Source organism: Actinomadura sp. NPDC049382, assembly GCF_040677125.1.
GTDB lineage: Bacteria > Actinomycetota > Actinomycetes > Streptosporangiales > Streptosporangiaceae > Spirillospora > Spirillospora geliboluensis.
In genome coordinates, this window is record NZ_JBFARO010000002.1 from 125,847 (window position 1) to 147,869 (window position 22,023).

Consider the following 22,023-nt stretch of genomic DNA (forward strand, 5'->3'; position numbering starts at 1 on the left):
AGAACGCCATTCGGGTTGTCAGCGGCGAACCGTCCGTCAGCGCGCGAGCTTCAGGTGGGTGAGGAACGCGTTCAGGTCCGGCCACTTCTTCTTGTGGGTGTTCGGCAGCGAGGCGAACACCACCGCCGGGGCCTCCCGGCCGGTGTCGATCACCGCGGTCGCGACGACCTCGCCGGTCGCCTTCACCCCGTCCCGCTGGTAGGTGAGGTAGGAGGCGATCAGCCAGCCCTTGTGCCCGCCCACCGTCAGCTCCTGCGACGCCAGCGGCGCCGTCTTGTGCGGGAACGCGTAGTACTGCGCCTCGTGCCCCTGCGCGACCAGGGCCGCGACGTTCTTCACGCTCTCCGGGCCCTGGTAGGCGGTCAGCAGGCTCGGGGTCAGCGTGCCGGTGAGCAGCTGCCCGTACCAGAGCTGCTGGGCGCGCCGCTCCGTCACCATGATCTGCTGCCCGGACCATCCCGGCGTGCCCAGCTTGTTCTTCTTCGTCGGCACCTGCCAGGGGGCGGCGAAGCGCGGGTACGACAGCCCCGAATGGGTGTCGTTCACCCGTCCGAGCATCCGCGTCGCGCGGCCCTTGAACGTGACGAGCGGCTTGTCCGGCGGGAGCTCCACCTGCGTCCCCTGGGACTGCTCCGCCGCGGCCCGCTGGTCGACGTTCCCGGCCGGGCTGTCGGAGTCGTCGCCGCTCTTCACGAAGTACACGGCGCCGGCCGCGATGAGCGCGACCACCAGCAGCCCGACCCCGCCGAACAGCACCAGCCGGGACCGGCCTCCGCCGTCCTCCAGGGCGTCGCGGGACGGCTTCGGGGAGCCGCCGAGCTTGGCGTCGGCCGAGTCCTCGTCGGCCATCCAGTCCGGCATCTGCCAGTTGCCGCTGCTCGGCTTGCCCGGCTTGGCGGGCTGGCCGCTCCCCGTGGGGACGGCCGGAACGTAGTTGGAGGGGCCCGAGTCGGAGTCGCCCGACCCCTCGTCGAAGAGCGACCCCTCCCACTGGGGCGCGTCCTCCGCGGCCGGGCCCGCGGCGGGCTCCGCGGACTCCGCCACCGGCGCGACCTTGACGTCGTCGGCGTCGCGGTCGGCGGACTCCTTCGCCGGAGCCTCCTCGGCCGCCGGGGTCTCCTCGACCCGGCCCCACACGTCGTGCGACGCCGCGGCCTCGCCGAAGCCGGCGGGGCCGGCGGGCGCGAACTCCGCGGGCTCGGGGAGGGCCGTTCGCGAACCGGCCGCCTCCTCGGCGCCGGGACCCTGCGGGAATCCGTCCCGCGGCTCGTTCTCGCTCATGTCGGTCCAGCGCACACCGCGCTCCCCCTGATCGGACATGCGGCACACGTTACGCGAAGATCAGCAGTCGGATTCCGGGCGCCCATCACGCTCCGGACACATCTTCCCATCGGCTCAGTGATGCTCCGCCATGCCCGCGTCACCCGCCGTGACCAGTTGGTCATCGGCCAGCCGCTCACGGGCCATCAGCGTGGCCCCGGCCACCGCGCCCGGCATCGCGAGCACCGCGCCCAGCGGGATGAGGAACACCACAAAAGTCGCCGCGCCGAACCCGACCACGAGCGGCCGGTCGGCCCGCATCCGGACGAACCGCTCCTTGCGCAGGATCCCGCGCCGCTCCAGCGCCACGGACGTCAGCTCCCCGGCGAGGAAGTACCCGGACACCAGCGCCGCGACCACCGGCACGACGGTCTGCCCCACCACCGGCAGGAACCCGCACGCGAAGAACACGACCGCGAACGCCAGCGCGATCGCCCCGATGATCAGCGTGTCCGTGACCGCCCGTCCGATCTGGGTGAGCAGCGGGACGTCCGGCTCCGGCGGCGCGCCGCCCTGCGACTCCTCCACCCGGACCGCGATGGCCTCGTAGAAGGGGTCGCCGACCAGCAGCGTCACCGCGGTGAACGTGATCATCGCCAGGAACAGCGCGGCGCCGTAGATCGCGACGCCCGCGACGATCCGGGCGGACGTGCGGGCGGCGTCCGCCCAGCCGTCGGCGAACCCCGTCACCCAGCCGGCCAGGTCGTCGATCTTGATCGCGAGGAAGACCAGCGCGGCCATGTAGGCGGCCAGCACGATGAGCGCCGGGATCAGCCCGAACAGCCACTGCGCCGGGTGCCGGGCGGTCCAGCCGAGGCCGCGCAGCAGGTAGCCGGCGCCGCCGAACAGATCCTTGATCGCGGACGGCTTCGCCGGGGGCGGCGCCGGTGCGTGCGGTGAAGGGTGCGGTTGGCTCACGCACCCAGACCCTATAGGGAGGGGAGCCCCACAAGCCGGGCAGAACAGTCCCATACCGCCCGCTGCAGCTCCCGGTCCTTCAGCGCCCCCACCGTCGGCAGCAGCCCGGCGCCGGGCGTCGAACTGTGGAAACCGCCGCTGCGCGCCGCGAACTCCTCGTCCAGCGCGACCTTCAGCGCCATCCGCGCCCCCTGGGCGGGCGTCCGCATGAACGGGGTGCGCGACAGCAGCGCCCCGGCCCGCCCGGTTCCGGGCACCTCCCGGAGCAGCCCGGTCGCCACGACCCCGGGGCAGACGGCGTTCACGGCGACGCCGCTGCCCTCCATCCGCCGCGCCAGCTCCTGCGCGAACAGGATGTTCAGCAGCTTCGACCGCCCGTACACCCGCACCGACCCCGCCGGCCCGTACGACCCCGGCTCCGCCAGCCGCTCCACCTCGAACCGGTCGGCCTGCCGGTGCGCCTCCGACGCCACGACCACCACGCGCGACGGCGCGCCCTTCTCCAGCAGCCCCAGCAGCCGGTTCGTCAGCAGGAACGGCCCCAGATGGTTCGTCGCGATCATGCGGTCGTGCCCGTCCGCGCTGACCTTGGCCCGCAGCAGGTGAACGCCGGCGTTGTCGACCAGCACGTCCAGCCGGTCGAACCGCTCCTCCAGCGACGCCGCGACCCGCTCCACGTCCATCCGCACCGACAGGTCCCCGAGGAAGGTCTCGACCCGCGCGCCGGGGACGTCCCGCACCAGCTCGTCCACCGTCGCCGCGGCCCGCAGCTCGTTCCGGCAGACGATCCCGACCAGGAACCCCGCCCGCGCCAGCCCCCGCGCGATCTCCTTCCCGATCCCGGACGTCCCGCCGGTCACCACCGCGATCTTCCCCATGCCTCCCACCGAACCACCCCCGCCCGGCGTCCGGCAAGGGACCTCCGGCCCTACCCGCCCCCCAGCACCCGCCGCCGGACCGACACCCAGAGCACCAGCAGCAGGCGCTTCCACTCGGGCATCAGCAACGCCATCAAGACGTCCTCCCGGATCCCCCGGCGGCTGCGGCGCACCCCGGCCCAGGCGCGGGCGAGGTCCACCATCAGCATCCGGTGCGCCGGGTCGCCGACGGCGACGGACGTGAACAGGGCGACGATCCGCGGCCGCAGGTCCGGCCGCGCCTCCGCCGTGTCGAGCCAGAGCTCGATCGCCTGGAGGACGCCGTCCAGCCCCGCCGCGGCCCCCGTCTCCATGGCCAGCAGCAACCACCACGGGGACGCGCACGCGGCGGGCTCGACCGCGCCGGGCCCGGTCAGGACGACCGCGGCGCCGTCCGCGCCGCGGTCGCCCGCCAGCCTCAGGAACAGCGCCGCGCCGAACCACGGGAGCCGCCCTCCGGCCCCGGACAGGTCGGCCCCGGAGTCCGCCCAGACCAGTGCCCTGCGCAGCACCTCGGCCCGGTGGACGGCCGCCAGCCGCAGCGCCGCCGCCAGCGCCACGGTGCGGACGCCCTCGCCGCACACCGCCAGCCGCCCGATGGCGTCCAGGACGGCACCGGCCCTGACCGGGTCGACGCCGTCCGGCATGGCGAGCAGGATCCGCAGCGCCACGCCCGCGAGGCGGGCGGCGTCCCGCTCCGAGCCGAACCCGGCCGCGGCGCCGCACCACGCCAGTGCCGCCTTGGCGACCTCGTCGCCGTGGGCGGTCGCCAGGCCGATGGCCGCGTCCACGACCTCGTCGCGGACCTGGGCGTCACCGAACGTCGCGAGGTGCTTGAGCCGCGTCAGGGCGATCGACGGATACGTCCCGCCGAGCACCTGGCAGACCCGGACGATCGTCAGCTTCAGCGTCTGCGGCGTCCCCCGCTCCTTGGACCACTCGTAGAGGACCCTGCGCACCCGCCCGCCGACGACCGGGTGCAGGCAGGTCTCGACCAGCGCCAGGTAGGCGAGGTCCGGCTGCCCGCGCCGGGCCCAGTCGTACGCCGTCTGCCGGATCCAGCCGGGCATGCCGTTGTCCGCGGCCAGGTGGGCGAAGACGGTGGCGACCTTGCGCTGGAGCGGTTCGTCCAGGCCCACGGCGTCGTCGGTCGGCAGCTCCGACAGCCACGCCAGCAGGTCGGTCCGCACCAGCGGGTAGTCGCGGCAGGCGTGCCGCAGCACCGAGGACGCGTAGCCGTGCCGGCGGAAGAGGATCCGGTCGTCCTCGCGGTCCGCGCCGAGCAGGTCGCTGAGCGCGGCGGACGGGCACCAGGCCAGCCCGCCGCCCTCCACGTTGATGCGCAGATGCCTGGCGAGCGACAGCGCGGCCCCGTACACGCCCGACTCGCTCGCCGGCGCGATCGCGGCGGCGGCGATCAGCAGCGTCCTGTCCCGCAGGCCCGGGTAGTCGGCGAACCAGCCGCGCAGCTGCTCCTCCCACCCGAGGTAGGCGCGCTCGGCCTCGGCGGCGTCGCCGGTCTCCCGGACGAGGTCGGCGAGCCGGCGGCCGTCCGCGGGCGAGCCGCCCTTCAGCAGCTCGGCGGCGCGCTCCCAGTGGGGCCACTGCGTGCCGCCGAGGCGGCACACGTCGAGCCGGCGCCGGTAGACGGCGTCGGCGGGCGGCGGCTCCACCGGCACCGGCGCGAGGAACTCGAACCGGCGCAGCTCCGCCACGGTCCCCAGCACGAGGACGATCCCCCGGGACCTGCCGAGGGCGACCTCCATCCGGGACCGGAGGCGCGACGCGTCGTCCTCGTCGGCCGCGCGCACCAGGTACGCGCAGTCCGCGCTCCAATTCTCCTCCGCGTCGTCCTCCGCCGACGAGAACGGGCGGATCGGCAGGTCGGGGCGGATCTCCCGCGCCGCCGCGACCGCCGTGGTCGTGACCCCGGCGCCCTCGTCCCCGGCGAGCGCGACCACGCGGTCGCGGCGCAGGGCGTCCACGATCAGGTCGTGGTTCCCGGCGCGCACGTAGCCCGCGACGCGCTCGCCGATCTCGCTCTCCGACAGGCCCATCGGGGAGCGCCCGCGCCCGGCGTGGAAGTGCATGACGAGGTCGCGGGAGACCGTGTTCCCGAACGCGTTCTGCGTCTCGTCCCCGCTGATCGTGACGTCCTCGACCGCCGTCATGACCGCTCCTGCCGGAAGTCGCCGCCGACCGTGTTGCCGAACGCGTTCTGGGAGTCGTCCCCGCTGATCGTGATGCCGCTGATCGACGTCCCGGACGCCGGTGGCGGCGGGGCAGGGTCGGCCGGCTTCTCGCCGCCGTCCGGCCGCCCCCTCCCGGACGGCACCGGCACGTACAGGTAGGCGGGCTTGGCGTACTGCTTGACCTTCGCCTCCACCTCCGTGACCTGGCTCGCGCGAAGGGCGGTGCGCCCGCCTTCGACGTAGGCGGTGAACAGTTCCCGCGAGAACGCGAAGGCCGCGAAGGTGACCTCCGGGTCGCTGTGGTCGAGGGCGTCGCGCAGCGGCCGGCTGTCGAGCAGCCGGCACGCGTCGATGACGGCCGTGGAGATCGCGGGGGCGGCGGCGCGCTCGTCGTCCACGAGGCCCACGTGCAGCGCGGCCCGCAGCCGCAGCCGCAGCCCGCGCGCCCGCAGCCCCGGCGCGCTCGCGGCCAGCTCGTCCTGGAGGCGGCGCGCGAAGGGGGCGACGAGCGCGGGCACCGCCTCCTGCGGCAGGACGGCGAGGATCCCGTCCCCGGTGCTCTCGACGAAGCGGGCCTTCTGCCAGGTCTCCCCCAGCCCGCTCGCCTCGAAGGCGGCGGTCAGGGCCCGCCGGATCTCCAAGTGGACGTCCGGCAGCTCGGCGTCGCGGTGGGCGCTGAACTTCTCGGCGTCCACGACCAGGACAGCGCGGAACTCCTCCATGCGGCCTCCCAGATGGGTGCGGATGGCCACAACACTGCCGACGTCCCGCCGAACGCTCTGTCAGATATCAGACAGAGTCCCGGCCTGATGCGGCCAGGGCGCGGAGCCGGCGGCGATCGGTGATGACGGTGCGGCCGCGCTCGGTCGACACGACGCCCAGCTCCCGCAGCCGTGCCAGCTCGGCGGCGACGACACCGCGGGACAGGCCGACCGCCTGCCCGATCTCCTGCTGGCCGAGCCCGACCTCGGCGCCGGTCACGGCGAGGCGCAGCAGGGCCCGGACGACGCGGGGCCCCGCCGGCAGCGCGGCCGTCTCCGCGCGCCACTCCTCCCCCTCGCGCAGCCGCCGCATCGCATGGCGCAGCAGGTCCGCCTCCGCACCGGCGGCGCTGACCAGCGCGCGGAAGCGGTCGGCCGGGAGGGCGCGGGTGACGCACGCGTCCATCGCGACGACGGTGGCCGAGCGGTCGTCGCCGCCCAGGACGGCGATCTCCCCGAGCAGCTCGCCCGGCCCGCGTACGGCGAGCAGCAGGATCTCCCCGTCCGGGAGGGCGAGCAGCGCCTTGATCCTGCCCTCCAGCAGAAGGAGCACGTGGGACGGCGGGTCGCCCTGCCGGAGCAGGACGTCGCCCGCGCGGAACCGCCGCTCCGCGCCCGCCGCGACGAGCGACTCCCACGTGCGGGTCGAGAGGCCGGCGGGAATCATGCGTCCATCATGCCTGGCACGGGATTAGAACGGGTTCTAGTATCTGGGCATGAGGTTCACCTACGCCGAGGCCATGACCGACCCCTCGTACTACGTGCCGTTGGCCAGGGCCGCGGAGGCGGCCGGGTACACGAGCATGTCGGTCGCCGACTCGCTCGTCTACCCGAAGGAGTCCGACTCGACCTACCCCTACACCGCGGACGGCAACAGGGAGTTCCTGGAGGACAAGCCCTTCATCGAGACCTTCACGCTCATCGCGGCGCTCGGGGCGGTGACCAGCACGCTGCGGTTCACGCCGTTCGTGCTCAAGCTGCCGATCCGGCCGCCGGTGCTGGTGGCGAAGCAGGCCATGTCGATCGCGGCGCTGACCGGCGGGCGGCTCGGGCTGGGCGTCGGGCTGAGCCCCTGGCCCGAGGACTTCCAGGTGATGGGCGTGCCGTGGGAGCGGCGCGGCAGGCGGATGGACGAGGCCATCGACATCCTGCGCGGCCTCAGCACCGGCGAGTACTTCGAGTTCCACGGGGAGCACTTCGACGTCCCGGCGATCAAGATGGCGCCCGCGCAGCCGTACCCGATCCTCGTCGGCGGGCACAGCGAGCCGGCGCTGCGGCGGGCGGTCGTGCGCGGCGACGGCTGGATGCACGCCGGCGGCGACGACCTGGACGCGCTGCTGGCCAGGCTGCAGAGCATCCGGGAGCAGGAGGGCAAGGCCGGCGAGCCGTTCGAGGTGCACGTGATCTCCATGGACGCCTACACGCCCGACGGCGTGAAGCGGCTGGAGGACAAGGGCGTCACCGATGTGATCGTCGGCTTCCGGATGCCCTACGCCAAGGGCCCCGACACCCAGCCGCTGGCCGACAAGATCGAGGCCCTGGAGCGGTTCGCCGAGGGCGTGATCACCAAGGTCCAATAAAACGAGAACACGTTACAATTCGGCCATGGACGCGATCACCTGGAACGCCCCCGAGGCCGACCATCCGGCGCGCCGCGCCGCCCGGGCCTCGATGGCCGCGGTCGTCGAGGGCCGCAAGGACGACTGGCTGGGCCTCTTCACCGAGGACGCCCTCATCGAAGACCCCGTCGGACCGTCCTTCCTGGACCCGACCGGCGACGGCCACCGAGGCCCGGACGGCATCACGGCCTTCTGGGACAATTTCGTGTCGACGATCGCCGGATTCCGGTTCACCGTCGCCGACTCCTTCGCCAACGGCCCCTGCTGCGCGAACGTCGCCACGATCATCACCACGACCCCCGACGGCTCCACCATGACCATCGACTGCGTCCTGATCTACACCGTGGACGACGAGGGCCGGATCACCTCGCTGCGCGCCCACTGGGAACCGGACCGCGCGATGGCCACCCTCACCAAGGGCTGATTCAGCCCGGCCAGGCGTCGTCGGCGGGCGGCAGCAGGGACTGGGCGATCGTCCGCTCCAGGCGCCGCACCGCCATCGACTCGCCGACGAACCCCTGGATCGCCTGAAGGAGCTGCTGCAACCCGCCCGAGTAGTCCAGGCAGGTCTGGACGATGGCGAACAGGTCGGCGCGCGCCTCCGCCGACCGCGGCACCGCCCCGGCGATCTCCAGCGACAGCGCCGCGACCACCTGGTCACGGCCGCGCTCGGCGCGCAGCCGGGGGATCTCCAGGAGGCCGTCCACGACGCGGAACAGCGCGGGCAGCGGCACCTCGGCCGGGCCCGGCGGCACCTCGAACCCGATCCGCGGCTCGGGCACCGCGGGCGTCCCCCCGGCGGGACGGACGGGCCTGCCGCCCGGCACCCTCACCCACGCCTCGTCGGACGTCTCCTTCACCCGCACCTCGACCGGGTAGTAGTCGCCCGGATCGACCAGGCCCCGCCCGTGGCGCACCACGTCGTCGTACACCCGCCGCGAGACGATCAGCGCGATCCCGGTCTCGGCCGCGGCCACCGCCTCCTTCAGCGGAGCCGCGTCCAGCAACCGGAACGCGTGCGTCAGCGCCGTGCTGACGATGCCGCGCCCGTCCGACTCGGCCTCGCCCACGTTGACCGCCACCCGCAGCCGCATCAGCGCCGCCTCGCTCGCCGCCGAGTTGTGGTGCCGCACCTCCGCGCGCAGCCGGTCGACCACCGCCGTCAGCAGCAACTCCGTCCGGACATGCGCCGGCAGGACGACCATCACCCCGTCCCCGCGGTCCTCGTGGTAGCAGTCGTCGAGCCGCAGCCCGGCACCCGCCAGGCTCCGGTCGAGCCCCTCGTACATCGCCTTCCGCACCCGCACCCGCACCGGATCGGCACGGGACGCGGCGCTGAACCCGGCGATGTCGCAGAGGAAGAACGAGCACATCCCCCCGGGCCGCCACTCCTTGGGCGCCGGGCGCAGGGTCTCCGTCACGGGCACCTCACACCGGTGGTCGCTGCCGATCCCACTGTGCAACCCTCGACCGACTCCGGCAAGCGGAGTGTGTCAACGGACACATTCAGCCCCGCCGTCCCAGGAAGTGCCGCATATCCGGCGCATGCGGTGATGGACGGGAGAACGGCCGCCGCTAGGACGCGTTTCGGCAAGTAGTTCCGGCCAGCACCTCCGAAGCACCGCCAACCGACCGGGCGACACAAAGAAATCCACGGCGTGTCTTCTCCGAAGATTTGCCCGTGGGACGCCACGGGGTCCATATGATCGTCGCGTCGCGGCTAGTCTGGTCCTCTTGAGCCCACAGAGGGAGCGCGACGCATTTCCGATTCGCGGGACAAGCGGGGAAAGAAGGAGAGACGGCCGTGCGGGTCACTCATGGCAGGGCATCAGAGTCCGGCGGCCTCAAGGGCCTTTTCCGGACGCCTCCCCCGCGCCGCGAACTCGAGGCCGCGCTGGCGCCCGAGAGAGCGGTCCTGAACTCCGCGCTGCGGCGCATCCGCGACGAACTGAACGACCCGCGCCCCGTCTGGGCCGGATTCGACAACATGCTAGCTCGCCGTCGCCGCCGGTAAGCTGGAGTACCTGAGCCCACGGACGAGCAGGACACACACTTCCGAGTCGCGGGTCGAGAGGGAGGGCCGTGCCCGTTACTCATCGCAGCGCATCAGAATGCAGCGGTCGCTGATGTTCGGAGCAGGGTCTGGTGAGTGGCCGTCGCACGGCCTCGACATCCCCATGCTCAAGGCGCGCGGATGGCGGCCCGTCCCGTTTTCGGAATTCGTCCTCAAGATCCACGGCCGTTGCAATCTCGCCTGCGATTACTGCTATGTCTACGAGAGCGCGGACCAGTCGTGGCGGGACCGTCCCGCCGCGATGCCAACCGAGGTGCTCGACGCCACGGCTGCCAGGGTGGCCGAGCACGTCCGGAGCCACGCTCTCGCCGATGTGGCGATCGTCCTGCACGGCGGCGAGCCGCTGCTGGCGGGGAGAGCGGCCATCGCCGCGTCCGTCGACCGGCTCCGCGCCGCGGTGCCGTCCTCCTGCGACGTCGAGGTGAGCATGCAGACGAACGGGGTGTTGCTCACGGACACGATGCTGGCGATGCTCGACGAGCACGATGTCGGCGTTTCGGTCAGCCTCGACGGCGACCGCGAGGGGCACGACCGGCACCGACTCCGCGCCAACGGGCGCGGGAGCCATGCCGAGGTGATGCGCGGGCTGAACCGGCTCGCGGGCTCACACCGGCGGCTCTACGGGGGACTCCTCTGCACGGTCGACCTCGACAACGATCCGATACGGACCTACGAGGCGCTCCTTGAGACGAGCCCGCCGCGCATCGACTTCCTGCTCCCCCACGGGACGTGGGCCGTCCCGCCGCCCCGCCGCCCCGTGAACGGCGGCGGCACCCCCTACGCCGACTGGCTCATCGCGGTGTTCGACCGCTGGTACCGGGCGCCGCGCAAGGAGACCGGCGTCCGGCTGTTCGAAGAGATCATGAACGTGCTGCTCGGCGGGCAGAGCCGGAGCGAGAACGTCGGGCTGTCCCCGGTCGCCATGCTCGTCGTCGACACCGATGGCACGCTCCAGCAGGTCGACTCGCTCAAGACGTCCTACGCCGGTGCGCCCGAGACCGGCCTCACCGTCTTCGACCATTCCTTCGACGACGCGCTGTGGCATCCGGGCGTGGTCGCGCGGCAGATCGGCCGCGCAGCGCTGCCCGGCACCTGCGCAGCGTGCGCGGTCCGCGACGTGTGCGGCGGCGGGGCCTACGCGCACCGCTACCGGGCGGGCAGCGGCTACCTCAACCCGTCGGTGTACTGCCCCGACCTGCTGAAGCTGATCGGCCACATCGGCCGGACCGTGGAGCGCGATCTCGCCCTCGCCCAGCCGTCCGGAACTCGCTAACCCCACTAGTCTCCGCACGTGCCCGGGGACGGTCACAGCGCGGTGGGCTCAATGTCACATTCGAGTAGTTCGCCGTGTTGGGCAGCGCGCACCTCCGGATGGCTGCCGCCAAGCACCCGCGCCAACAGAGCAAGGGACGGCGTGGCGTCGCGCTCGCCGCCGCCCATGGCGGCGCGAGCCCGCTCCAGGTTGACCGTGACGGCGAGCGCGTAGGGGTGCCGCTCGCCGAGGGCGGCGATCATCTTGCTCCGCGCGTCGGCCAGCAGCCGAGCCGCGGCCTCCAGTTCGCCGAGCAGGTAGTAGTCGTTGGCCAGCCCCGCCGTGGCGCACAGCGCATAGTAGTGGCCAGGGCCGAGGATCCCTGCTTCAAGACTCGACAGCGCCGCCCGGTCGGCCTCCTGCGCCGCATACACCTCCGCCAGCCGACGCAGTACTACCGCCCGGTCGACGGCGCAGACGTGCACGAACGGATGCTCCTCCCCCATCACCTGGCGGTAGCCGTCCAGCGCTGCGTCGATGAGCGGCAGCGCCTCTCTCGGACGCCCGATCGCACTCGTGGCGAGCGCCAAGCAGACCTTACTGGCCAGCGTGTTCGGATGCGTCTCGCCGAACCGGCGGACGTTGGCGGCGAACGTCTCGGCGGCCAGGCGGTGCGCCTCCGCCGACCGCCCGAGTTTCCGCAGCGTGCCCGCGTGGCTCATTTTCGCCTGCAAGACCATCGCGTGACCGGGGCCGAGGACTGGCCGGAGACCGTCCAGGCTCTCGGCCTGCATCGCGTAGGCCTCGGCGTAGCGGCCCAGCGCGTGCAGGTCGCGCGCGAGGTCATGGGCAGTGCGGAACCGCAGCCGGTAGGGCTGGCCCGGCTCCTCCCGCGTCTGCGTCCGCCAGACCCCCAGGTCGATGCCGTATGCTTCGTGGAACTCCCCCAAGATCCGCAGGTCTACCGCAAGATTGCCGGCGGCCAATTGCGTGCCACCACCGCCCGGCCCCTGCAGCTGGCTCATCCGGCGCCAGGCGTCGAGATCGACCTCGTAGGCGCGGCGGAACTCGCCGCGGAAGCGCAGGTCGGCGCCGAACCCGGCGGCGGCGAACAGGGTCTGGATGTGGTCGGCCCCGAACTTGTGCCGCGTCCGGGCGAGGTTCTCCTCGCTGAGGTCGGCGGCCGCCCGGTTGTCGCCCAGGCCGCGCAGGGCGTTGGCGAGGACGCGGGACACGTCCAGGACCGCGTCGTCGTCGGCGCCGTACCGCTCCAGCCAGCGGTCCAGCGCGATCTCCGCCAGCCGCCGGCTGCCCTCGTACTCCCCCGACATGTTGAGGAACTTCGCCTGGTCGATGCCGACGAGCCGGATGCCGTACTCGTCCGCCTCGAACACCCCGGACGGGACGACATGGGGCGTGATCTCGGCCCGGCGCTCCCAGGTGGACTCCACCTCCGGCGGGTCGTCGGGCGTCGCCGCGGCCAGCACCGCGTGCACCTGGTCCCGGACGCGGCGCCGCCCGTCCTCGCCGAGCCGGTCGTTCAGTATGGCGCGGACGAGCCGGTGCACCTGGAGCGCCGCCGACTCCTCGTCGAAGCGGGCGAGGGAGAACCGCGCGATCGCGCGCATCGCGTCCCGCAGCCGGGTCTCGTCCGCCAGCAGCCCGGCGAGTTCGGCGGGCAGCGCCGCCGACCCGCCCGCGGCGAGCAGCCCGCAGGGCACCGGCTCGGGGCCGAAGACGGCCCACAGCTCCAGCAGCGCCCAGGCGACGGGCGCCTTCTCCCGGAGGAGGTCGAGGTTCAGGCTCACCCCGGCCGCCAGCGACACCGGGAAGTCGTCGCCGGACGGGGCCGCCGCGACGATCTCGGTGAGGCGGCGGTCGAACAGCCGCAGGTAGTCCTCCACGGTGCCGTCGGTGACGGCCTGCCACGCCGCGGCCTGGTGCACCGCGAGGGGAAGGTCGCCGACGCGTTCGGAGAGCAGGTCGGCCTCCGCCTCCGTCAGGCGCGGCACCAGGCGCCGCAGCAGCGCGATGCTCTCCGGCCGCTCGAAGACGTCGACGTCGACCACGGACGCGTGCCGCTCCCAGCGGCGGTCCCGCGAGGTCACCAGCACGTGGCGGCCGGGGCCGAGGACCTGACCGGGCTCGCCGAGCGCCGCCGGGGTCAGCGGGACGACCTGCTCGGGATCCTGCGCGTTGTCGTAGATCAGCAGCCAGCGGCCGTAGGGCCGGCCGTCGCGCAGCGCCCGCAGGACGTCGTCCACGGTCTCCTTGATGTCGTCGCTCATCGGCATGTCGAGCTGGCGGGCCAGCAGCGCGAGGGCCGCGCGCGCCGACGTCGTCTGCTCGGCCGGGATCCACCACACCAGGTCGTAGTCGCCGTCGTGGCGGTAGGCGTACTCCACCGCGAGGTTCGACTTGCCCTCGCCGCCCATGGCGAACTCCGAACGCGGCAGGAGGGCCGCGGCGCCGTCGTGCAGCGCGGTCCGCACCGCCGTGAGCAGCCTGTCGCGTCCGACGAAGTCGGGGTTGCGGCCGGGCAGCCACCGGCGCGGCGCCGGCGCCGGCTCGGCCCTCGCGGGCGCGCCCGGCAGCGTGCCGCGCGGCGCCGCGGCGTCGGCGTCAGGGCCCGGACCGGTGAGCGCGTCGGGTGCGGTGCCGCCGCTCGCCAGTTGTTTCGCCATCTGCCGGTACGGCCCGCCGAGGCCCGCGAGCGCCTGGGCCGCGACCTGCGCGAACGGCAGCTCCGGCGGGAGCTGCGCCTCGCCCCGGCCGACCGCGGCGAGCAGGGCGGGGAAGTCCAGGGACGAGCCGATGCGGTCGCGGACGACGCCCCACACCGCGCGCAGCACCTGGTACACCTCGCGCCTGCGCAGCCCTTGCAGCAGGATCTCCCGGACCCCGTCGTGGAACTCGTAGGCGATCTCCTCCTCTCCCCCGCCGGACGGACGCTCCACCATCCGCAGCAGGCCGCTGAGGAACACCTCGGCCAGGTCGGCGGACGTGGACTCCGGCAGCATCGCCCGCTGGACGAGCCGCATCACGGGCAGCCGCAGCGGCGCCGCCGCGAGGAACGTCGCCAGCCGGAACGCCGCCGGCGACGAGGACGCCCGGAACTGCTTGACCCGCATCTCCGGGGACAGGGCGCCGCCGTCGGCCTCGGCGGGCGGCGGATGCGCCACCGCCCGTCCGGTGAACACGGCGGCGCCCATGACGTCCCGGCCGCCGCGGGCGACCATGCCCGCCCACGACCGCAGCCACCGCTCGCTCAGCTCGACGACCGGGACGGCGATGCCGAGGGGCCGATCGTCGGACGGCCGCAGCGGCGGCAGCGCCACGGTGAGCCGCTCGTTGGCGACCGCCGGGCCGGACGCGCCGAACCGCACCGGCTCGATGGCCGCCGCGGTCCGCCACCAGAGCCGCTGCGGCAGCGGCTGGACGATCGCGACGGTGCCGGCGCGGCCCCACCGGTCGAGCAGCGCGGCGGCCCGGCCGTCCTGCCAGGCCGCGCCGATGCAGTCGCTGACGACGAGGATGAGGCGCCGGTGCGTCGGGTCGACGAGCTCGTCCGGGTCGCGCTCGGCACCGGGGCCGAAGGCGGAGCCGGTGCGCAGCGACAGCCGACGCGCACCGGTGTCCAGGTACCAGGTCCGCATGTCGCGGAACGCGCCGAGCTGCTGAAGCAGCAGCCTCAGCTCGTCCACCGTCTGCCGCCACACGACCATCGACGGGCCGACGTCCGCGACGAGGGCCAGGTCGTGGCGCCGCTCCTGCGCCGGCACCATGACGGGCTCGCACACGCCGGTCTCGGCGATGCGCTGCGCGGTCGCCGCCTCGTCGAGGTGCCGCCGGGTCAGTGACGGCACGGTCGCGCGCAGCGGACGCAGGGCCCGCGAGAGCGGCAACGTGCCCGTGATGGCCGGCATGGCGGGCATGCGGACGGGGAACGCGGTCGCGGGCACGTCCTGCCCGGCGAGGTAGAGACCGGCCTCGGCCGCGCGCGGCGGTGCGGGCTCCCGCCCGGGCGGCGCGGGCGGTTCCGGCGGCGGGGCGGGCGGCGGCGCCGGGCCGGGCCGGTCGCCGCCGTCCGGCTCGCCGGACCCGTCCGCCGCCAGATGGGTCGTGCCCTCGTGCGTCCGGAACCAGTCGGCGAGCCACAGCGCGTCCGCCGTCTCCTCGGCCGTGGGCGGCGGGGCGAGCCCGGCCAGCGCCTCGACGAGCCGCTCGATCATCCCGCGCCGGGCCTCTCGATGGGCCGCAGCACGGTGTTGAGGATCTCCTTCAGCTTGGTCTCGGGCGGCCTGCTCCCCGACGTGGCGAGGTAGACGGCGTTGAGGAGCTGGTCGGTGGCGAGCGCCCCGTCGACGCGGCGGGCGAGGAACTCCTCGATGAGCCCGTCGCTGGCGTCCCGCGCCTCGGGGCCCAGATGCGCCTCGATGATCTCCGCGAGCCGGTCCCGGTCGGGCGGCTCGATCCCCAGCCGGACGCACCGGCGCAGGAACGCGGGCGGGAACTCGCGTTCCCCGTTGCTGGTGATGATGACGATGGGGAACTGCCCGCACCGCACCTCGCCCCGGTCGATCGGCACGCGCTCGCCGCCGTCGGCGGTCATCACGTGGATGCTCGCCTGCTCCTCGGGCAGCCGCTGCAGCTCCAGGATGCTGAACCGGCCCTCCTCGAAGACGTTGAGCAGGTCGTTCGGCAGGTCGATGTTGCTCTTGTCCAGCTCGTCGATGAGCAGGACGCGGGGCAGGTCGCCCGGCAGCAGCGCGGTGCCGAGCGGCCCGAGCCGGATATAGCGGCCGATGTCAGGCGGTTCGGCGGCGTCCCCCCGGCCGCCCGTGCCGCGCAGGCTGCTCTCGTGCAGCCGGCCGATCGCGTCGTAGTCGTACAGCCCGTTCTGCAGCGTCGTCGTGCTGGTGATCGACCAGTACAGGACGGAGCCGAGCCCGAGCTCGTAGGCGACGTTGTAGGCGAGCGTGGACTTGCCCGACCCCGGCTTGCCCGTCACCAGCAGCGGGCGCCGCAGCAGGACGGCCGCGTTGACCTTGTCGACCACCGACTCGTCCGGCCGGTAGGAGACCGCCTGCTGCAGGTCCCGCTGCCCTCGTCCGCCGGCCGCGTCCTCCGGGCTGAAACGGCGCCACGGCGGGGGCGGCGGGAGCCGCCGCACCCGGTCGTGCGGCCGGCTGTCGCCCCGGTAGATGCGCCAGTCACCGTCGAGGCCGCTGGTCTCTGGTTCTGTCGTCATGGACGCCTTCCGGGGGGAGGAGAGGGCTATGCGGGTGGCCGGAGCCGCACGTACGGCTCCGGGATGCGGTCGGCATCGTCGAACACGAGCGTCAGGTGCAGGCCGAGATGGCCGGTGGCGTCGGAGCCGCTCGCCAGCGCCTGCCGGCGCAGCTCCATCGTCCGGCGCGGAAGCTTCATCAGGTCCGCCGCGAGCAGCTCCTTGACCTCCCGGGCGAACTGGGCGGGGTAGCGCCCGTCCCGGCACCAGGCGACGACGGGGATGCCGGCGACCAGCCCGACCCAGTGCTCGTCCGCCTCGCCGCTCTCGCCGCCCCACGGCGGGAAGGCCAGCGCGAGGACGGCCGTGGACTCCGTGGAGAGCCGCGAGAACAGCTCCTCCTTGTCGTACTCGCCGGCCCGCGCCACGAGGCAGACCGGCGGATCGACCGAATGGCCGGACAGCCAGTCCCACTTGTGCCGCCAGTCGTGGTGGACGGCGGCGTGCCGCATCCGGTCGAGGCTCCGCACGACCACCGGGTACCGGATCCCGACGCGGTGCTCGAACCCGGCGATATTGATCTTGGCCTGCTCGACCGGATGGTCCAGCAGCGCGCGGGGCAGGATGAACTCGATGGTGAGGTCGGGTCCGCGCCGCCCGATCACCGAGCTCTCCGCGGTGAGCAGCCGTTCGAGCAACTCGGGGATCCGGCTGAGCGGCAGCGCCTCGTCGCTGCCGTACAGCGTGCTGCCGGGCTCGCGTCCCACCTGGAGCCACGCGGTGACGAGGTACCGGTCCGCCTCCAGCGCGTCGGGCGCGCACTCGATGACCAGGTAGTTCTCGGCCGGCTCCGGCGGCCCGCCGCGCACCGCCGCGGGCTCTCCGCCGCCCCACTGCAGCGCGGCGCGGTCAAGGCCCTGCGCCTCGACCTGCCGGCGCACCCAGTCCCGAAAGGCGCCCGCCGTCGGATACCCCGCGTACTCAGCTAAATCGTTCACGAACACAAGCAGCGGCGGGATGCCGTCCGGCCCGGCAGGCATCTCCTCTAACAGGGCGACGACGTCATGCAGGCTGCGAACCTCACGCTCAAGCGACGGCCAAGCGGGGCCGACCGCCCGCCGGTACAGCATCGGGAACCGTCCAAGATGCGTCAGCCCCGGATCGGTCCGCTCCAGCGACGTGATCAGCTCGTGCAGTTCGCGCCGCTCGGCCTGGTCGAGCCACGGCTCCGGCAGCAGCTCGGCGACGAGCTCCCCGAGCGCCCGGACCGACAGGCTGGCCGGATAGAACGTCTCCAGGATCCGCACCAGGGCCTGCGCCGCACCGGGATAGGTGAGCAGCGCGTCGACCAGCGCCCATACGTCGAGCATGTCCTTGTCGTGGTGGACGTAGTCCAGCCGGTGCCCGAGATCGCGCTCCAGCGCCTGCACATGGACGGCACGCTCACGCTGGACGCTCATCGCGTCGATGCGACGGATCGCCTCGACGAGCCGATGCTGATCATCGACGTTCAGCGACGTGATCAAACGCTCCGCCTCCGACCGAAGGATGGCGGTGGAGAATGCCGCCAAGTTCGACGCTGGAAGCGTACCTCCGCACCATGCACCGCAAGGGCGCCGTTACACCCGATCCCAAGCGACCGGAATAGGCCGCCACCAATGTGTCATCTCACACAGTTCGAATGGCGCCGACGTGATGAGGAGGTGTTGTCGGAGATCACGGCCGGACGGCGGGCATCTCGACCGGAAGTCCATGCGTTCCGCCCAGGGGCACCGGCCGGCCGCCGATCGGCGCCTTTCCTCCGGACTCCACGGCGGCACTTGTCACCCGGTCCGGCGGGGAAGGAACCTCGGGCCGCCGTTCGGTGTTCCGTTCCGCGCTTCGTGCCGCGTCGCGGGCCGGAACGCGGGCCGGATCGCGCACCAGGACGAGGACGGCGGCCACGATGCCGGCGAACGCCGCCGCGACGAGAACCGCCGTGAGCCGGGTCCCGAACGCGGTGATGACGTAGCCGCCCGCGAAGGCCCCGATCGTCACCGCACCGGTCGTGAGGAACTGGCTGACGCCCTCCACCCGGCCCAGCACTTCGGTGGGGATGACCCTGCTCTGGTGCACGGCCAGCGCGACATTAATGTACGCCCCCATGAAACTGCAGACGCCCCACGCGGACATGCCGATCAGCGGATTCTGCGTACTGGCGACGATCAGCAGGAACGGCAGCCAGAAAATGACACAGTATTTGACCGTCGCGACGGGCTTGAGTCGGCGCACGACCGCCGGGGCGGTGAGGGCCCCGAAGAATCCGCTCACCCCCGACGTCGCCAGCATCGCGCCGATGACCGAGCCGGAGAGCCGCTGCCGCTCCGCCTCGACCACGAGCAGCAGGATGACGATCTGGAAGCCGATGTTCGCGATCGCGCAGACGAGCAGCGAAATAAAGAGGAAGCGGTCCTGATAGATGCGCAGGAAACCCTCTCTTGCGGAAATCAGCATCCCGCGTTTCGACATCTTCGGCGCCTCCTCCGGCGCCGTGGTCGACTGGAGCAGTTTGGTCTTCAGCAGCAGCAGGGAGACGACGGAGACCAAGGAGGTCAGCGCGTCGAGTATGTAAGGGAAGGCGCGTCCGGCGGCGAACAGCACGCCGCCCACCGGCCGCCCGAGCACCAGCGCCAGATGGTGCCGGGCCTCGCTCTTGCCCATCGCGCTCTCGGCCTCGCCGTCCGGCACCACGAAGCGCACGGCGGCGAGTTCGGCGATCCGGAAGAAGACGGCGCACGTACCATCGATCACCGCCGCCACGACGAGCAGCGGCCAGGGCTCCGCGACGCTCACCAGCCCGATGACCAGCAGCACCGAGTTGACGACCCGCATCACCTGGCTGACCAGCATGATCCGGCGGCGGTCGTAGCGGTCCACGAGCAACCCGACCGGCACGTGCAGGAAGAGCCCGGGCAGCGTGCTCGCGGCGGCCACCCAGCCCGCCACGATCGGCGAGTCCGTCAGCGCCAGCGCCAGCAGCGGATTGGCGGCGGCCGCCCCCAGCGTGCCCAGTTGCGAAAGTGCGGACCCGCTCAGTAATAGCCGAAAATCACGACGCCACGAGCCATTCTGCTGACCATTGTCCTCGGTCGCACCGCCACCATTTCGAGGACTCGATTCCGATGGGGTGGCGGTCACCTTCTGACCTCTCCTCATCTCGTACCGTGGTCACCACCCCAGCGCTCCTGTACCACTACGGTTCACCTTCGAAGTGCCCAGCCAAATAGGACACCATGGTCACATTGGACACAAGTTTCCGTCAGGAGTCGCCAAAATGCCGGTGCGCCGTCCTTTCGCGTCCGGGCCCGCGCGCGGGCCCGGACGCGAAAGGGATCCTAGCAGCCGACGCAATTGTCCGGTCACCGACTCGGGAGAGCGTCCAGCCCCCCCGCGTGGCCTCACCCTCGACATCGAATGCGACATAGGAAGATCGATGTCGAATATCGCCAATTGCCCGCAAAGGACGGCAATACTCCCACACGGAACATGGGGAAAGTGTGCCGCAAAGGCGACTTATCTACGCGATACCGGACACGTCCCGCTTGGCGGTCAGCGCCTCGCGGTTGGCGGTCAGCGCCTCGCGGTTGGTGCTGTCCCGGCCGAGGACGTCCTCGAACACGGCACGGGCCGCGCGAATCCTCCCGGAGCGCAAGAGCGCCTGCCCCAGGGCGGTCTGGATCGACAACTCGTGCGGCAGCCGTCCGGCCGCCGCCTGGAGGTCCCGGACGGCGGTGCCCGGGTCGCTCGCCAGCAAGATGCGACCGATTGCGGCCAGCAGCCAGCCGACGGCGGCGTTGTCCGGGACCGCCTCGGAGAACTCCGCCGCCTCCCGGTAATGGGCGACCGCCGTCTCGGCGTCCCCGCGTTCGTAGGCGATGTCGCCGAGGAAGGTCGTCGCGGCGGCGAGCACCCTGAAGTCGCCCGCGCCGCAGGCGCGGACGGCCGCCTCCGCGTGCCGTCGCGCGAGTTCGGGGTCGCTGTCGGACAGCGCCCGGTGCGCCTGCGCCAGCCGGGCCGATGGGCCGGGCCGCCGGATGGGGACAGCGCTCTCGGGGAGCTGCTCCAGCGGCTCGATCAGCCGGGGGTGCTGCAGCTCGTAATAGTGTGCTCCGTCCCGGATCCGGGCCCGGATGAGATGGGCGTCCTGCACCGCGTCGACGACCGCGCCGGGCATGTCCGCGCAGGAGCCGGCCGCGGGAACGCCCGCGCGGCCGCGCGAGCCCCCGAACACGGACCGGAACCAGGAGAGCAACGTCCCCGCCGGAAGGCTCTGGTCGGCCGCGATCGTGGCGAGACTGTGCGCGCAGAAGTCCACCAGCACCCGGTCCACCTCGGTGCGCAGCCGCGCCGCGGGGATCTCCGGGACGGCCGCCGACTCCCCGGCGAGTCGCTCGCAGACCAGCCTGAGCAGTACGGGCTCGACGCGCGAGGTGGTCTGGACGCCGCCTGCCGCCCGCACGGTCCGGAGCTCCCGGACCAGCGCACCGGCGACGGCCGCGCCGGGCGGCCCGGTGACCCCGAGCGACACTGCGGCGGCCTCACGGGCCGCCTCGGGCGTGAGCGTCCCGAGTTCGTAGGTGGCCGGCGGGGCTTGACCGAGCCGGGCGGCGAGGTCGACGGCCTCGTCCACGGCATCGGAGCGCACCACGAGCATCAGGTGCAGGTCGGGCACCTCCTTCATGGCGGCCGCCAGCTCGTCCACGAAGTCGCGGCGGTCCCGCTCGTGCCGCCCGGAGGCGCGCAGCAGCGCCTCCGCCCCGTCGATGGCGCCGAGCAGGGGAAGCCGGTCGCCGAACCGGTCGATGCGGCGATGCCTGCGCAGGAAGGCACCGACCGTCACCTCGGAGATGTGGACCGGTGACGCACGGGTGTACCACGAGGCCAGCACGGCGAGCCGGAAGACGTTGCGCTCGGACAGCGCGGCCACGGGGAAGGGCGGCCGATGCGCGACATGGGCCACCGGCAGGACATCGGCACCGTCGTCCCTCAGGAACGGGACGATGCCCGCGCGCAGCAGTGAGGTCTTCCCGGCGCCGGCCATGCCGTGCATCACTACGAGGCGGTTCCGCGCCCACAACGCGGCCACGTCGGCCGTCTCCGCGCCCCTGCCGCCGAAGGCCGTCCGATCGGATTCGCCGAACGCGCGCTCGCCCAGGTGCGGGCCCGGCGGGCCGAGGGGAGACTGCGCGGTCATGGTTCCGTCCAATGAGCGGGCACCCGTTGCGGCATGGCGCCGATCGGCTCATTCGAGCCTAGCCGATCGCCGCTCGAAACGGCCTGGAATACCGGAACGGGCATGCGTCACCGGCATTCCGAAAATCGACGGCCGGTCGTCCGTTATTCGTCGTCGGCCCGCCCGCCGGCCGCTCTCACGTCCGGGAGCGGCAGCGCGTCACACCTCCGCCGGAACCCGCGCGGAGGCAATCGGCCGGTGATCGCACTCCTGGTCACAGATGTGCGCGCACTTGTTGTCGAATCTGCCCGGTGAACTGGGCCGGGCCAACTCCCGCCGCAGCCGCCGCAGACCGGGGTTGTCGGCCGAGGCGACCACGGATCGGACGTCGTCGGGGGAAATGACGAAGGAGTGCGGCATCTACCTCTCCCTGGTACGGGGCGCTGAGGCTCATCGATGGTCCATGCCCGGCCGCACGAAAGGCGGCCTCCCGCCCATGGTTACAGAAAGAGAGCACGGTGGCCAGAC

Annotated in this window: 16 protein-coding genes; 3 read left to right on the top strand and 13 right to left on the bottom strand. The window is 72.8% G+C overall.

Annotation, left to right across the window (positions count from 1 at the left end; translation table 11 throughout):
* Positions 1-36: 36 nt before the first annotated feature.
* From AB0K34_RS01930 to AB0K34_RS01955, 6 genes are all read right to left on the bottom strand, one after another.
* Positions 37-1,320: a hypothetical protein gene (locus AB0K34_RS01930; protein WP_364544628.1), complete on the bottom strand. Its 1,284-nt coding sequence runs from the start codon at positions 1,318-1,320 to the stop codon at positions 37-39.
* A 75-nt stretch (positions 1,321-1,395) separates the two neighbouring features.
* The gene (locus AB0K34_RS01935) at positions 1,396-2,238 is read right to left on the bottom strand and encodes an EI24 domain-containing protein (RefSeq protein WP_364544631.1); all 843 of its coding nucleotides are present in this window, start codon (positions 2,236-2,238) and stop codon (positions 1,396-1,398) included.
* Between the two features lie 11 nt (positions 2,239-2,249).
* Positions 2,250-3,116, bottom strand: a complete 867-nt coding sequence (locus tag AB0K34_RS01940; protein ID WP_301176244.1) for an SDR family NAD(P)-dependent oxidoreductase — start codon at positions 3,114-3,116, stop codon at positions 2,250-2,252.
* Between the two features lie 50 nt (positions 3,117-3,166).
* The gene (locus AB0K34_RS01945; RefSeq protein WP_364544633.1) at positions 3,167-5,326 is read right to left on the bottom strand and encodes a hypothetical protein; all 2,160 of its coding nucleotides are present in this window, start codon (positions 5,324-5,326) and stop codon (positions 3,167-3,169) included.
* Positions 5,323-6,069: a hypothetical protein gene (locus tag AB0K34_RS01950; protein ID WP_364544636.1), complete on the bottom strand. Its 747-nt coding sequence runs from the start codon at positions 6,067-6,069 to the stop codon at positions 5,323-5,325. Before AB0K34_RS01950 ends, AB0K34_RS01945 begins: the two co-directional genes overlap by 4 nt.
* Before the next feature lie 67 nt (positions 6,070-6,136).
* Complete coding sequence (locus AB0K34_RS01955; protein ID WP_364544639.1) at positions 6,137-6,775, bottom strand: Crp/Fnr family transcriptional regulator; 639 nt, start codon at positions 6,773-6,775, stop codon at positions 6,137-6,139.
* Between the two features lie 49 nt (positions 6,776-6,824).
* Here AB0K34_RS01955 and AB0K34_RS01960 point away from each other — a divergent pair, with 49 nt between their 5' ends.
* Together AB0K34_RS01960 and AB0K34_RS01965 are read left to right on the top strand one after the other, a co-directional pair.
* A complete protein-coding gene (locus tag AB0K34_RS01960; RefSeq protein WP_364544641.1) occupies positions 6,825-7,688 on the top strand; it encodes a TIGR03619 family F420-dependent LLM class oxidoreductase in 864 nt (287 codons plus the stop codon).
* A 25-nt stretch (positions 7,689-7,713) separates the two neighbouring features.
* Complete coding sequence (locus AB0K34_RS01965) at positions 7,714-8,151, top strand: nuclear transport factor 2 family protein (RefSeq protein ID WP_364544644.1); 438 nt, start codon at positions 7,714-7,716, stop codon at positions 8,149-8,151.
* 1 nt (position 8,152) lies between these two features.
* Here the strand turns inward: AB0K34_RS01965 and AB0K34_RS01970 are convergent, their stop codons facing one another.
* On the bottom strand, positions 8,153-9,148 hold the full coding sequence (locus AB0K34_RS01970) for a hypothetical protein (RefSeq protein WP_364544647.1): 996 nt from the start codon (positions 9,146-9,148) through the stop codon (positions 8,153-8,155).
* Positions 9,149-9,853: 705 nt separating this feature from the next.
* On the opposite strand from AB0K34_RS01970, the gene AB0K34_RS01975 reads away from it, so the two are divergent.
* Entirely contained in the window at positions 9,854-11,074 is a 1,221-nt protein-coding gene (locus AB0K34_RS01975; RefSeq protein ID WP_364544650.1) for an FxsB family cyclophane-forming radical SAM/SPASM peptide maturase, read from the top strand.
* A 32-nt stretch (positions 11,075-11,106) separates the two neighbouring features.
* Here AB0K34_RS01975 and fxsT read toward each other — a convergent pair whose 3' ends face one another.
* The 6 genes from fxsT to AB0K34_RS02005 all read right to left on the bottom strand — a co-directional run bounded on the left by fxsT (position 11,107) and on the right by AB0K34_RS02005 (position 21,915).
* Positions 11,107-15,285, bottom strand: a complete 4,179-nt coding sequence (gene fxsT, locus AB0K34_RS01980; protein ID WP_364544653.1) for an FxSxx-COOH system tetratricopeptide repeat protein — start codon at positions 15,283-15,285, stop codon at positions 11,107-11,109.
* Positions 15,282-16,304 carry an AAA family ATPase gene (locus AB0K34_RS01985; RefSeq protein ID WP_364544656.1) on the bottom strand — a complete coding sequence of 341 codons (1,023 nt, stop codon included), beginning with the start codon at positions 16,302-16,304 and terminating at the stop codon, positions 15,282-15,284. The genes fxsT and AB0K34_RS01985 overlap by 4 nt, the downstream gene beginning before the upstream one ends.
* Positions 16,305-16,330: 26 nt before the next feature.
* Complete coding sequence (locus AB0K34_RS01990; protein ID WP_364544659.1) at positions 16,331-17,809, bottom strand: hypothetical protein; 1,479 nt, start codon at positions 17,807-17,809, stop codon at positions 16,331-16,333.
* A gap of 190 nt (positions 17,810-17,999) precedes the next feature.
* Complete coding sequence (locus tag AB0K34_RS01995; protein ID WP_364544662.1) at positions 18,000-19,460, bottom strand: MFS transporter; 1,461 nt, start codon at positions 19,458-19,460, stop codon at positions 18,000-18,002.
* Positions 19,461-19,839: 379 nt separating this feature from the next.
* Positions 19,840-21,516, bottom strand: coding sequence for an ATP-binding protein (locus tag AB0K34_RS02000; RefSeq protein WP_138636424.1), 1,677 nt, complete (start codon positions 21,514-21,516; stop codon positions 19,840-19,842).
* A gap of 198 nt (positions 21,517-21,714) precedes the next feature.
* Positions 21,715-21,915 carry a hypothetical protein gene (locus tag AB0K34_RS02005; RefSeq protein ID WP_138636423.1) on the bottom strand — a complete coding sequence of 67 codons (201 nt, stop codon included), beginning with the start codon at positions 21,913-21,915 and terminating at the stop codon, positions 21,715-21,717.
* Between the last annotated feature and the right edge of the window lie 108 nt (positions 21,916-22,023).

Bases quoted from the DNA above. Each gene is read 5' to 3' on its own strand.
- fxsT (WP_364544653.1), bottom strand. From the start codon at position 15,285: ATGATCGAGCGGCTCGTCGAGGCGCTGGCCGGGCTCGCCCCGCCGCCC.
- AB0K34_RS01955 (WP_364544639.1), bottom strand. From the start codon at position 6,775: ATGATTCCCGCCGGCCTCTCGACCCGCACGTGGGAGTCGCTCGTCGCG.
- AB0K34_RS01960 (WP_364544641.1), top strand. From the start codon at position 6,825: ATGAGGTTCACCTACGCCGAGGCCATGACCGACCCCTCGTACTACGTG.
- AB0K34_RS01985 (WP_364544656.1), bottom strand. From the start codon at position 16,304: ATGACGACAGAACCAGAGACCAGCGGCCTCGACGGTGACTGGCGCATC.
- AB0K34_RS01965 (WP_364544644.1), top strand. From the start codon at position 7,714: ATGGACGCGATCACCTGGAACGCCCCCGAGGCCGACCATCCGGCGCGC.
- AB0K34_RS01945 (WP_364544633.1), bottom strand. From the start codon at position 5,326: ATGACGGCGGTCGAGGACGTCACGATCAGCGGGGACGAGACGCAGAAC.
- AB0K34_RS01975 (WP_364544650.1), top strand. From the start codon at position 9,854: ATGTTCGGAGCAGGGTCTGGTGAGTGGCCGTCGCACGGCCTCGACATC.
- AB0K34_RS02005 (WP_138636423.1), bottom strand. From the start codon at position 21,915: ATGCCGCACTCCTTCGTCATTTCCCCCGACGACGTCCGATCCGTGGTC.
- AB0K34_RS02000 (WP_138636424.1), bottom strand. From the start codon at position 21,516: ATGACCGCGCAGTCTCCCCTCGGCCCGCCGGGCCCGCACCTGGGCGAG.
- AB0K34_RS01940 (WP_301176244.1), bottom strand. From the start codon at position 3,116: ATGGGGAAGATCGCGGTGGTGACCGGCGGGACGTCCGGGATCGGGAAG.
- AB0K34_RS01950 (WP_364544636.1), bottom strand. From the start codon at position 6,069: ATGGAGGAGTTCCGCGCTGTCCTGGTCGTGGACGCCGAGAAGTTCAGC.
- AB0K34_RS01930 (WP_364544628.1), bottom strand. From the start codon at position 1,320: ATGTCCGATCAGGGGGAGCGCGGTGTGCGCTGGACCGACATGAGCGAG.